Source organism: Ferribacterium limneticum, assembly GCF_020510585.1.
Lineage (GTDB): Bacteria > Pseudomonadota > Gammaproteobacteria > Burkholderiales > Rhodocyclaceae > Azonexus.
This window is the reverse complement of the sequence record NZ_CP075190.1, coordinates 2,579,524-2,591,482: the sequence shown is the minus strand read 5'-3', so window position 1 is coordinate 2,591,482 and position 11,959 is coordinate 2,579,524. Positions and strand designations below refer to the sequence as shown.

Sequence of the window (11,959 nt, the reverse complement as noted above, 5' to 3'; positions counted from 1 at the left end):
TGTCGTGACTACGCAACAGCAAACTGGGCAGGAAAAAGAACAAGTACAAGAACAGGCCGTCGGCCAGGTAGAAATGTCGCTGCGTCAGGATGGGCGCAAGCGAATGGCCGGCAATACGCAGGCCTTCCTGCGCAACCACGCGCCGTTCAACAAGATGCAACCCGATGCCCTGCAGCGTTTCGCCGAAAAGGCGCAGATTGTTTTTTATGCTGCCGGCAGCGAGATCGTCGGGCCGGATTCCGGCAAGGTCCGTTTTTTCTACCTCATTGAATCGGGCAAGGTGCAGGCGCGTCAGGCCGGCGAAGTGACCGTCACCGAATACTCGATCCTCAGCCTCGGCGCCGGCGAGAGCTTCCCGATCGGTGCCGTGACGGCCGGCCGGCCATCGACCAATCTGTACACGGCCGTTGAAGATACCTTCTGCTACCAATTGCCAGCTGAAGATTTCCTGGCCTTGCTGAGCTCCAGCCCGGAATTCAACCTGTTCTGCACGCGCTACATCGCCAGCCTGCTCGACCAGTCGCGGCGCCAGTTGCAACTTCAGTTTTCCCAGCGCGCCAGCGAGCAGCAGACGCTCAATTCGCCGCTGGCCGGCATCGGTTCCCGCTCGCCGATCACTGTCTCGCCGGAAACGCCGTTGCGCTCCGCGCTGGAAACCATGTCGAAAGCCGGTGTCGGCTCGCTGGTTGTTGCCGGTGACGACCGCAAGGCCGTTGGTGTCTTCACCCGGACGGACCTGCTCGATCGTGTCGTTCTCGCCGAGCTGCCACTAAGCACACCGGTTAGCCAGGCGATGTCGCCCAATCCGTTCATGCTCGAAGAACATGCCACGGCCTACGATGCGATGTTCGCCATGGCGACGCATGGGATTCGTCACGTGCTGGTCACCGATGCCGAAGGCAAGCTGACCGGCGTCGTTTCGGAGCGCGACCTGTTCTCGCTGCAGCGTGTCGGCTTGCGCCAGATTCGCCAGTCCATCGATAGCGCCCACAATGTCGAGGCCTTGCAGCAGGCGGCCGCCGATGTGCGCCAGCTATCGTTCAACATGCTGGCCCAGGGGGTCGGGGCCGAGCAACTGACCCAGTTCATCTCGGCGCTCAACGACGCGCTGACTCGTCGCGTCATCCAGCTCAATCTGGAAAAGCACAATTTCGACGGCATCGAATGGGCCTGGCTGGCCTTCGGTTCGGAAGGCCGCGACGAGCAGACCTTCAGCACGGACCAGGATAACGGCATCGTCTTCGCGCCGCCGGAAGGTGTTGCGGTCGACGCCCTGAAAAAACGTTTTCTCGCCTATGCCCTCGACGTCAACAACGACCTCGACCGCGTCGGCTTTCCGCTGTGCAAGGGCAACATCATGGCGAGCAATCCGCAATGGTGTCTGACGCTTGAGGAATGGAAAGACCAGTTCAGCAACTGGATACGCATGCCGCAACCCGATGCGCTGCTCAACGCCACCATTTTCTTCGATTTCCGGGCGCTCTACGGCAAGTCGGAATTGGCCGACGCGATGCGCCGCCACCTGCTGGCGCAGACGGCATCCAACCCGATGTTCCTGCGCGCCATGGCCAAAAATGCGCTCGACGTCGAACCGCCACTCGGCAAGATTCGCGATTTCCTGACCGACCTCGAACCAGGCCATCCGGGCAAGATCGATCTCAAGAAATACGGCTCGCGCATCTTTGTCGACGTTGCCCGCATTTACGCCATGGCCAGCGGCGTGCACAACACCAATTCGATCCAGCGCCTGCGGCTGGCCGCGCAGCGGCTGTCGATCCGCAGCGACGAGATCAATGCCGTGCTCGAAGGGCTCAACTTCATCCAGTTGCTGCGCCTGCAGCATCAGTACCTCGAAGGCGAACCGGGCACCCAGGGCGACAACCTGATCGATCCGGATACGCTCAATGAGCTGGACCGCCGCATCCTCAAGGAATCCTTCCGGCAAGCCCGCAAGATCCAGACGCGCCTCAAACTCGATTACCAGGTGCAATAACCATGCTCGGCCTCAAGAAATTTCTGTTCCGGGGCAGCGCGCCGGCCAATCTGCCAGATGACGTGCGGGCGTCGCTCGAAGTCTGGCGCGCCAGCAAGGCACCGCCGCTCGACGATCTGCACTTTCACACCCGCTACGTCGTAGTCGACATCGTCAGCAGTGGCTCGAATCCCGAAAGCGACCAATTGCTCGGCATCGCGGCCAGCTCGGTGTGGAAGGGTGCCATCCAGCCGGACGACACCTTCTACGTCGATTTTTCGACGCTGGACGGCGAGGGTTCCACGGTCGACCGGGAATTAACGGCATTTTTGCTATTTGCCGCCAAGGCGCCACTGGTCACTTATCACATTCCCTACGTCGGCGGCTTCCTGCAACGTGCCTTCAAGGAGCGGCTGGGCGTCGATTTCCAGCCACAGTGGGTCGATCTGGCCTGGCTGATGCCGTCGATGTTCGAGGACAAGGGCGATTCCGTGATGCCGTTCGATCACTGGATCGAGGTCTTTGGCCTCGATGCCGGTACTGGGCGGCGTGATGCCATGACCAACACGCTGCTGCTGGCGCGCATTTTCCAGATGCTGACGGTTCGCGCGGTGGGTAAGCAGATCGACACGGCAGCTCATTTGATCGACGAATCGCGGGCCAGCAGCTTCCTGCGGCGCACCCACTAGAAACCCGGATGCTAGCTTCCCTGACCAGACTGCAGCGCTACTACCTGTATTACACCGGTGGCTTCTTTTCGTTCATCGGGGCGCTGGCTGTTCTCGAACAACATGGCATGCCGCCGCGCTGGATTGGCTATGCCTTCCTGTTTTTTACCATTTCGATGTACGCGCTGATCGGCATCGTCTGCCGGACCTCCGATGTCTCGGAGTACTACGTTGCCGGTCGTCGCGTGCCGGCCTTCTTCAACGGCATGGCGACCGGTGCCGACTGGATGAGCGCCGCCTCCTTCATCGGTCTGGCCGGTACCCTTTACCTCTCGGGGTTTCAGGGGCTGGCCTATGTCATCGGTTGGACCGGCGGCTTCGTGCTGGTTGGGCTACTGCTTGCCCCCTATCTGCGGCGCTTTGGTCAGTACACCATTCCCGACTTTCTTGGCGCGCGCTATGGCGGCAATGCGATTCGTCTGGTCGCCGTCGCGGCGGCCATCCTCGCTTCCTTCGTTTACGTCGTGGCCCAAATCTACGGCGTTGGCGTCATCACCAGCCGCTTTGTCAGCCTGCAATTCGAGATCGGTGTCTTTGTTGGCCTCGCCGGCATTCTTGTTTGCTCGTTTCTCGGCGGTATGCGAGCCGTAACGTGGACTCAAGTCGCCCAGTACCTGATCCTGATCGTCGCCTACATTACGCCGGTTGCCATCCTGTCCTACAACGTCACTGGCAATCCGGTGCCACAGCTTGTCTATGGTCAGGTTCTCCAGCAAGTCACCCAGCTGGAAAACCGCTTGTTCGAGAGCCCGGTCGAAGTGGAAGTCCGTGAACTCTATCGTGAGCGGGCTGATCTTTACGCCCAGAAGATCATGCAGTTGCCGCAGTCGCTGAATTTCGAACGCGAACAGCTATCGGCGCAGATCAATCAGCTCAAGGCCAGCGATGCCCAGATGAAGGATATTGTGGCGCTCGAGCGGCTGTACCGGGATTTGCCCCACGATCCGGACCAGGCGAGGGGGCGCTGGGAAAACGCAATGTTTACGGCAGTTGAGCGCAGCAAAACCCCCATTCATCACGCCGAGGCTTTTCCCGGCGAGACGGTCGAGGAACAGGACATCATGCGCGTCAATTTTCTCGCGCTGATCTTTTGCCTGACTGTCGGCACGGCCGCTTTGCCGCATGTGCTGACCCGCTACTACACGACGCCCACCGTTCGCCAGGCCCGCGAATCGGTATTCTGGTCGCTGTTGTTTATCCTGCTGCTCTACATCACCGCGCCAGCCTATGCGGTCTTTGCCAAATACGAGGTGCTGTCCCATCTGGCCGAAATCCCCATTACCAAATTGCCCGGCTGGGTGGCCGCCTGGGCCAAGATCGGACTGGTCAGCATCGAGGACATCAACGCCGACGGTATCCTGCAGCTGGCTGAACTATCGCTGAACCCCGACGTTATTGTGCTCGCCACGCCGGAAATAGCCGGCATGCCCTATGTGGTTTCCGGCCTGGTCGCGGCCGGTGGCCTGGCTGCCGCACTATCCACTGCCGACGGCCTGTTGCTGACCATTACCAGTTCCCTGTCGCACGATGTTTATTACCGCATCTTCCGTCCCGATGCTTCGACCCAGTTCCGGCTGGTCATCTCGAAATCGATGTTGCTGGTGGTCGCCATTCTCGCCGCCACGGTCGCCGCCCAAAAACCCGGGACTATCCTCTCCATGGTTTCCTGGGCCTTTTCCATTGCCGGGTCTGCCTTCTTCCCGGCTCTCGTGCTGGGCATCTTCTGGGAAAGGGCGACCCGCGCCGGGGCGTTGGCCGGCATGGTGGTCGGTATTGTTTTGTCGATTTATTACATCATTCGCGTCGAATTCGACAGCATCCCCATGCTTGGGATAAGCGGCTTTGGCATGGAACCGTGGTTTCACATTCAATCGACGTCCGGCGGCCTGTTTGGCGTTGTGGCCGGTTTTATAACGATCATCTTGGTCAGTCTGGTCACCAAACCGGATCCTCGGGCCGCCAGCTTCCTCACTACCATCCGTTTCCGGAACGGAGATGGACTGTGATATCAAAAGCCGATCTTCACTGGCGTAAAACACGGCGCTTGACCTTTGCCCTCATTTTGTTCTGGATGCTTATAACCTTTGGCTTGACCTGGTTCGCCCGGACGATCAACGAGATTGTCATTCTTGGCTTTCCGCTTGGTTTCTACATGGCCGCTCAAGGCGCCTTGGTCCTCTATTTGTTGATCATCTGGTGGTATAACCGGCAGATGAAACAACTCGACGCCGAATTTGGTGTTGAGAACGACTGAGCGCCTGACGTGAGCCTTTTTCTGATCAGCGCGCTGCGGGCGATTGTCGAAATGCTGGGCCTGTGCCTTCTCGGCCAAGGGGTTTTGTACCTGATTGCTGGACGACAGCGGGCAGGCAATCGGGTCTATCAACTGTTTGCTCTTATCACTGCGCCGCCGCGCCGGATTGTTGCCACCGTTCTACCACGTTCCGCGAGCAATCTTCTTGTCGGCATCTTCACCTTGGTCATCGTCCTGATACTCTGGCTAGGACTCGCTTTACTCCGAAAGTTTGTTTGACCAATTAGCCTCTTCTGCTACAATGCGCGGCTTCCGGAGGGGTGGATGAGTGGTTTAAGTCGCACGCCTGGAAAGCGTGTGTAGGGTAATCCCCTACCGCGGGTTCGAATCCCGCCTCCTCCGCCAAGAACACACCAATTAAAGCGCCTTTCGGGGCGCTTTTTTGTTGTGTACGCCATCTTGTATACCAAGCTTGCTCTGCTAGATTTCTTTGGCAATGGCCTAGGCATTCCCTTTGTTGCCTTCGAGGGGAGGGCGCAGTCAGCCATAGCAAACTATGGCCTGTCTTGAGCTTTCGGCGATGTTGCTGCGCGGAAGAGTGTCGTTTCCAAATGGCATTCTTGATTGACATTAGTCGAAAAGCACGGCGATACTTCTAGGATGATCGATATAACGAAAGACATAGTGGCGGCCAAGAAGTCCGATAGGCTGACACGAAGCGGTTATGCGGTCGGGAATCCCGCTCGTCGTCGCGTCGTGCTTGGACTGCTGGCGACGCTTGGCATGACACTGGCCGAGCAGGCAATTCCCGCCGCCCGGGCTGCTGATGCGCCGCTGGTGATGGGAATATTCCCGCGTCGTCATGCCACGCTGACCACCGAACTTTATGCGCCGCTGGCCGCGTACCTCAGCCGCGAGCTCGGCCGCGAGGTCCGGCTCGTCACTGCGAAGGATTTCGACGCGTTCTGGGAAGGTGTCGAGCAAAGGCGCTTCGATATTGTCCACTACAACCAGTTCCACTACGTCCGCTCTGCCGACAAGTACCGGGTCATCGCTCACAATGAGGAGTTCGGCCTCGGTACTGTGGCCGGGGCACTCTACGTGCGCAAGGACAGCGGCATCAGTGCGATCGAGCAACTGCGCGGACGCAAGATCGTGTTCGGCGGCGGCACAGACGCGATGATGAGCTACATCCTGCCAAGCTATCTGTTGTTGCAGGCGGGGTTGCAGCCCACCGACTACGAGACTGTGTTCTCGAAGAATCCACCGAATTCGCTGATTTCGCTGTTCCACGGAAAGGCCGATGCGAGCGGGGCCGGCGACATCCTGATCGATCTGCCGGTGGTGCGTAACGCGATGGATACCAGCACGGTCACGCATCTTGGCATGACAGAGCGGTTGCTGCACCTGCCGTGGGCGGTTCGCAAGGACATGCCGAAGGCGCTCAGCGCGCGCATCCAGGTGCTGCTGGTGGGACTGAAGGCAAGCGAGGAGGGGCGTGCGATCCTCACTCGCGCCGAGATGACCGGCTTCGGTGCGGCGAGCGATGTCGACTACGATCCGCACCGCCGCATCATCCGCAAGGTCATGCCGGCGATGGTCATTCCGCACTGACCACGGAGAGCGCCGTTGCGCCTGGCTAGCAAGTTCATCCTCATGGTGGCCGGAATCCTCTCGGTCACGCTGGCGCTCAACGCCTATTTCTTCCTGCACAGCCAGAATCGCATTCTGGAGCAGGAACTCAACGAGCGCGGCCGCGTGCTGGGTCATCTGATCGCCCTGATCAGCCCCGAAGCGATCCTCGGGCTCGATTTTCTGACGCTCAATGATTACGCACGCGAGGTCAGCCGGCAGCGTGACGTCGTCTATGGCGTGATTGTCGACAACGACGACCGGCCGCTGACATCGTATGTAAATGGTGGCGACCTGTACGTCCGTACCAGCCTCGGCGTGGCCGGCCCAGCGCCGGATCACCTGCAGCCGCCACAATTGCAGCGGCTGATAGAGCAGCTCGCACAGCTGCCCGGCGTGATCCCGACTGATGTTCCGATTGTCCACGACGGGCGCCAACTCGGCCGCCTGCGGGTCGGCATGAGCCGCGAGGCGCTGACGGCCAAGGCACGCGAACAGTTGGTGGAGCAGTTCAGCATCTATGCGGCAATCATCCTGTTCCTGAGCGCTGCAATCTACCTGGTGTTCAAGTACAACGTGATGCACCCGGTGCAGCGTCTGATCAAGGTCTCGCAGGATCTGGGCCGGGGGGAATTCACGCTCGTTCCGGTAACGAATGGGGACGAGCTCGGGCGCCTCGCTGAAACCTTTAACGAGATGACGCTCGAGATCCAGCGCGAGCAGGCGAAGCTGCACTATCAGGCCAACTACGATTCGTTGACCGCGCAGCCGAACCGCTTGCTAGGGGTCGAGCGGCTGCAGCAGGAGATTCACTCGGCGCACCGCCAGCAGCAGCGTTTTGCCTTGATGATCATCGATCTGGACGACTTCAAAATTGTCAACGACACGATGGGACACGCCGCCGGCGATCGCTTGCTGGGGAAGGTCAGTACCCACATCCGCTCGTGTCTGCGCAATGAGGACACACTGGCGCGCCTCGGCGGGGACGAGTTCCTGGTGCTGCTGCCGCGGCTCGGTCAGGCAGGCGATGCGCGAGACGTCGCCGGCAGATTGCTCGAGGCGGTTTCTGAACCGGTCGCTCTGGACGGGCGCGAAGTGATCGTGCATTGCAGCATCGGCATCGCGCTCTATCCGGACGACGGCGAGACGGTCGAGGCCTTGATGGCCAATGCTGACAACGCCATGTACCAGGCGAAGAAGCCCGGGCGGACGTCGATCTGTTTCTTCACCGCGGAAATGAACGCGCAGGTGCGCGAGCGCCTGCAACTCGAGCAGGATCTGAACAAGGTTCTCGCGCGCGGCGAACTTCATCTCGCGTTCCAGCCGATCTTCCGCGCTGGGGACGGCGCCTATGTCGGCGCCGAGGTGCTGTTGCGCTGGCTGCATCCGGAACGGGGCTTCATCGGTCCGGCGACATTCATCCCGATCGCCGAGAGCACCGGCCAGATCGTCGCGATCGGCGAGTGGGTGCTGCGCGAGGCCGGCCGGCAGTTGCGCCGCTGGATGGATGCAGGGCTGGCGCCGGGCTACGTCGCGGTGAACATCTCGCGAGTGCAGTTACGCGAGGATCTCGAGCTGCTGATTCGTAGCGTCCTCGATGACAACTTGCTGCCGGCGCAGATGCTCGAACTCGAGATCACCGAAAATATTCTGCTCGACGACCATCAGCAGATCAACACGGTGCTCGGGAAACTGCACGCGCAGGGGCTGCGCTTCAGCCTCGACGACTTCGGCACCGGCTATTCGTCGCTCAGTTACCTCCGCCGCTTCTCGTTCGACACCCTGAAGATCGATCGCAGTTTCGTTTCACCTCTGTGTGAGGACGCCGATGCGGCCGCGCTGGTCCGCGCCATCGTTGCGATGGCGCACAGCCTGTCACTGAAGGTCGTCGCCGAGGGTGTCGAGACCATCGCCCAGCTGGAATTCCTGCAGAGTCTGGGCTGCGACTATCTGCAGGGCTATCTGCTGTCGCATCCGCTCGACACCGAACACTTTACCGACCTGCTCACGCGGTTCGCGCGAGAGCCGGCACTCTGGGGGCGCAGCACACTGCCGCTTACCGATGGATAGCACACCGGACACCGCCTTCGCGGCGGGGCGTGAGCGGCGCCGCGCCGCGCGGCAGGCACGCTTCGTTGTCGTGCTGCGCGGGGTGCTATCCGCCGCCGTCATCGTCGCCTTCGCGCTTTGGGCCCATTTTGGCTCCGACCGCCCGGTGTTCTCGCCGCACGGCAAGCCCGAAGCCGGCTGGGAGGCGTTTCGCCAGGCCTATGGCGTCGACACGTTCGGCCACGATGGCTACTTCGTGCGCGCGATCCAGAACGGCTACAACCTCGTCCATCATACCCACCGCTATGCCTGGCGCTTCACTCGCAAAGGGGCGCTCGACCATCCGAACGCATGCATCAATTGCCATAGTGCGGAGGCACTTGCTTACGCCTTCGCGAGCGGCGACCGCTTCGATGCACTGAGCGGCCGCCGGGTTTCCTTCGAGGAGCATGTGCAGCGCTGCTACGCCACGCATCTGGACGGCTTCGTGCCGACGATCTACGACCCGGCAGTACGAGACATCCGGATTTTTGCACGCATGGTCGCCCATCACCTGCAACTCGGTGAAGGCGCCGCTGAGGGAACGCCATGAAGCAGCTCGCACCGGGGTGGGGAAAGGCCGTCCGACTCGCGCTGCTGGTTGGCACGCTGCTCGCGCTGTATGCCCTCGCTGTCGCGCGCCACGACGAGCGCGCGCTAATCCGCGTGCAGCCGGTGAAGCTGACGCCGGGCTGCGCGGAAAAGCTCGCTCGCTACGGGCTTGCGGCCGGCTCCAGCTACGCCTCGCCCTACGTGCTCGCGCGCAGCGGACAGGCGAGCGTGAAGCGGGGTTACAGCGACGAGGATGTGCGGGCAATCCAGCGCGGCTGCAACATCATCGACGACCTGCAGGGGCAGCTCGCTGCGGACCCTGGCCGCGAACGCTGGAACGCGACCCGCTTCGTACGCGGCACCCACACCAGCTGCGACCACTGCCACCAGGGCATCGGCGACAAGCAGACCGCCGCCGGCATGCCGCAGACCGGCTCGCTGAGTCTCGCCGCGTCATGGGTCATGGCCGACATGTACGACCAGTTCACCGGCATCCTGCTGCCTTACGAGATGCGCCAGATGCAGTGCTACATCAACTCGTCGAACGGCTACAAGCCGAACGTTGCCGACGACCTGATCCGCGATGTCACCGCTTACAGCCGCTTCCTCGCTGCGGCGCTCGACTTGCGCTTCGGCAACCGCTATGAGGCACAGGGCATCGATGAGGTGACGGCGTCGTCGACAATGAAGCGCGGCGACGATTACGTCCGCGGCGCTGCGCTGTACAAGGAGAAATGCGCACGTTGCCACGGCCCGCAAGGGCTCGGCACGGTCGTCGACGGCAAGGCGCTGTTTCCGGCGGTGGCCGGGCCGAATGCGTTCAACCAGCAGTCGCGCAACAACTTCTCTTTCGTGTCGACGATCCTGCCGGGGTTCATCTGCCGCAACATGCCGCTCGGCGAGGAGGGCACGCTGAGCAACCAGGACTGCCGCGACATCGGCTTTTACGTCAGCAACATGCCGCGCCCGGCCGGCGACAAGGATGGGCCGCTCGCGGCGCTGTGGCATCAGTTGATGATGCGGCTGATGCCGACGCTGCTCCATACCGTCGAAACCTGGCACCAGTCCGACGCAGCCCGGGAGAGCGGGACATGAAGCAGGCGCTGTCGTCGTGGATGGCGCTGCGTTCGGGCGCAGTCGGCAATGAACTGCTGATCGGGCTCACACTCGCCATCGTCGTGCTGCCGCAGGCGGTCGCGTTCTCGACCACGCTCGCCGGGCTGCCGTCGTATTTCGGCATCTACTGCGCAATCTGGGGCGTGCTGTTTACTGCGCTACTGAACCCGTCGCGGGTATTTCACGGCGGGCCCAACAGCACCCAGTCAGCGGTCATCGGCGTTACGCTGCTGCCGGTCGCGCCACAGTTCGGGCCCGACTATATCGGCTATGCGCTGATGCTGTTCCTGCTCACCGGGCTGATCCAGCTGCTGTTCCTGTCGATCCGGCCGCTCGGCCGCTTCCTCGACTTCGTCAGCGAACCGGTAGCGAACGGCATGATCTGCGGCATCGGCCTGTACATGATCTTCAAATCGTTCCCGCCATTTGCCGGCCTGCCCGTCAACACCCAGGTCGAATGGCGCTTGTGGATCGCCTGGCAGAGCTTCCTCGCAGTGCTCGAGATCGGCAACATGCACGCCATCCATATCGGCCTGATCACCCTGCTGGTTACCGTTGTCACGCGCCAGTTCAAGATACTGCGCAACTGGTCAATCCTTCTCGGCATCATTGCCGGGACGCTGTATTCGGAGTACCTGAACGCGCACGTCGGCGTCGGCGAAACGTTGGTCGAGCAGACGGCGAACATCTCGCCAGCTGGCTTCGTATATCCGTCGCTGCCGCTGTTTTCTCAGGAGGCGATGCCGGATATCGTCAGCATCATCCCCGGTGCGGTGACGCTCGCGTTGCTCGGCCTGTTCCAGACGGTTGCGGCGATGCGGATGATGAACCGGAAGAGCGGCCAGTTCGTCGATGCCCGTAACGGTATCTTCGCCGACGCGGTGAGCAACTGCGTACTGCCGTTTATCTCCGCGCTGCCGACCTGTGCGTCGTTCAACCGGATGTCGCTGATGCAATCGATGAAGACCGGCAGCCGGCTTGCCGCCGTCTCGTCGGCGCTGTTCCTGCTGGCACTGGTGAGCTTTTTCGGCGAGTACATCGCGATTGTCCCGGTGCCGGCGATGGCTGCGATCATCATGGTGGCAGGCGCCAACATGATCGATTGGTCTGACATCAAGGCGCACTTCCAGCATCGGCCGGAAGCTATCGTGTTCAGCGCATCCTTCCTGTCGGTGCATGTGTTCGGCCTCTTCGGCGCGGTAATCTGCGGCTCGCTGCTTGCACTGGCCTACGCCAAGTGGGAGAAGGCGCACCCGAACGTCACCCTGGAAGGCAACGTGCTGCGCATCCGCGGCAACATCTACTATGGTTCGCTGCCCGTGATCGAGTCGCTCTACCATCGCGCCAACAACGATATGCGTTTCGATAAACTGATCGTCGACTTCTCCGCCGTCCATCACATCGACCCGGAAGGCATTCGCTGGCTTGCTGAAGTCGGCAAGAACGGCAGGGTGCGCTTCGCCGAACGCCGCAGTGGGCAGGATCGGCGTGACGACTCCGCCGAGCGGTCCGGCCAGCGCAAGCGCAAAGACCGGCGCCGCCGGCAGGAACTGTGAATCGCTCTGCCTTCATTAGAGAATCCGGTAGTAGGCGACGAACGTCTGGTTAGAGCTAAGG

At 61.3% G+C, this 11,959-nt stretch carries 10 protein-coding genes and 1 tRNA gene; all 11 read left to right on the top strand.

Features of this window, described 5'->3' with window-relative positions:
* Positions 1-73: 73 nt before the first annotated feature.
* The 11 genes from KI613_RS12620 (at position 74) to KI613_RS12570 (ending at position 11,898) form a co-directional block, all read left to right on the top strand.
* The gene (locus KI613_RS12620; RefSeq protein ID WP_404827008.1) at positions 74-1,993 is read left to right on the top strand and encodes a DUF294 nucleotidyltransferase-like domain-containing protein; all 1,920 of its coding nucleotides are present in this window, start codon (positions 74-76) and stop codon (positions 1,991-1,993) included.
* 2 nt (positions 1,994-1,995) lie between these two features.
* Positions 1,996-2,661, top strand: a complete 666-nt coding sequence (locus KI613_RS12615) for a hypothetical protein (RefSeq protein WP_226399970.1) — start codon at positions 1,996-1,998, stop codon at positions 2,659-2,661.
* An 8-nt stretch (positions 2,662-2,669) separates the two neighbouring features.
* A complete protein-coding gene (locus KI613_RS12610; RefSeq protein ID WP_226399968.1) occupies positions 2,670-4,706 on the top strand; it encodes a sodium:solute symporter family protein in 2,037 nt (678 codons plus the stop codon).
* The gene (locus KI613_RS12605; protein WP_226399966.1) at positions 4,703-4,954 is read left to right on the top strand and encodes a DUF4212 domain-containing protein; all 252 of its coding nucleotides are present in this window, start codon (positions 4,703-4,705) and stop codon (positions 4,952-4,954) included. The genes KI613_RS12610 and KI613_RS12605 overlap by 4 nt, the downstream gene beginning before the upstream one ends.
* Positions 4,955-4,963: 9 nt before the next feature.
* Complete coding sequence (locus tag KI613_RS12600) at positions 4,964-5,233, top strand: hypothetical protein (protein ID WP_226399964.1); 270 nt, start codon at positions 4,964-4,966, stop codon at positions 5,231-5,233.
* A gap of 35 nt (positions 5,234-5,268) precedes the next feature.
* Positions 5,269-5,359: transfer RNA gene (locus tag KI613_RS12595), tRNA-Ser, on the top strand.
* Positions 5,360-5,614: 255 nt separating this feature from the next.
* The gene (locus KI613_RS12590; protein WP_226399962.1) at positions 5,615-6,568 is read left to right on the top strand and encodes a phosphate/phosphite/phosphonate ABC transporter substrate-binding protein; all 954 of its coding nucleotides are present in this window, start codon (positions 5,615-5,617) and stop codon (positions 6,566-6,568) included.
* Between the two features lie 15 nt (positions 6,569-6,583).
* The gene (locus KI613_RS12585) at positions 6,584-8,656 is read left to right on the top strand and encodes a putative bifunctional diguanylate cyclase/phosphodiesterase (RefSeq protein ID WP_226399960.1); all 2,073 of its coding nucleotides are present in this window, start codon (positions 6,584-6,586) and stop codon (positions 8,654-8,656) included.
* Positions 8,649-9,227 carry a hypothetical protein gene (locus KI613_RS12580; protein WP_226399958.1) on the top strand — a complete coding sequence of 193 codons (579 nt, stop codon included), beginning with the start codon at positions 8,649-8,651 and terminating at the stop codon, positions 9,225-9,227. Before KI613_RS12585 ends, KI613_RS12580 begins: the two co-directional genes overlap by 8 nt.
* A complete protein-coding gene (locus KI613_RS12575; RefSeq protein WP_226399956.1) occupies positions 9,224-10,321 on the top strand; it encodes a c-type cytochrome in 1,098 nt (365 codons plus the stop codon). Before KI613_RS12580 ends, KI613_RS12575 begins: the two co-directional genes overlap by 4 nt.
* Complete coding sequence (locus tag KI613_RS12570; RefSeq protein WP_226399954.1) at positions 10,318-11,898, top strand: SulP family inorganic anion transporter; 1,581 nt, start codon at positions 10,318-10,320, stop codon at positions 11,896-11,898. Before KI613_RS12575 ends, KI613_RS12570 begins: the two co-directional genes overlap by 4 nt.
* Positions 11,899-11,959: the final 61 nt, after the last annotated feature.

Bases quoted from the DNA above. Each gene is read 5' to 3' on its own strand.
- KI613_RS12620 (WP_404827008.1), top strand. From the start codon at position 74: ATGTCGCTGCGTCAGGATGGGCGCAAGCGAATGGCCGGCAATACGCAG.
- KI613_RS12615 (WP_226399970.1), top strand. From the start codon at position 1,996: ATGCTCGGCCTCAAGAAATTTCTGTTCCGGGGCAGCGCGCCGGCCAAT.
- KI613_RS12610 (WP_226399968.1), top strand. From the start codon at position 2,670: ATGCTAGCTTCCCTGACCAGACTGCAGCGCTACTACCTGTATTACACC.
- KI613_RS12590 (WP_226399962.1), top strand. From the start codon at position 5,615: ATGATCGATATAACGAAAGACATAGTGGCGGCCAAGAAGTCCGATAGG.
- KI613_RS12580 (WP_226399958.1), top strand. From the start codon at position 8,649: ATGGATAGCACACCGGACACCGCCTTCGCGGCGGGGCGTGAGCGGCGC.
- KI613_RS12575 (WP_226399956.1), top strand. From the start codon at position 9,224: ATGAAGCAGCTCGCACCGGGGTGGGGAAAGGCCGTCCGACTCGCGCTG.
- KI613_RS12570 (WP_226399954.1), top strand. From the start codon at position 10,318: ATGAAGCAGGCGCTGTCGTCGTGGATGGCGCTGCGTTCGGGCGCAGTC.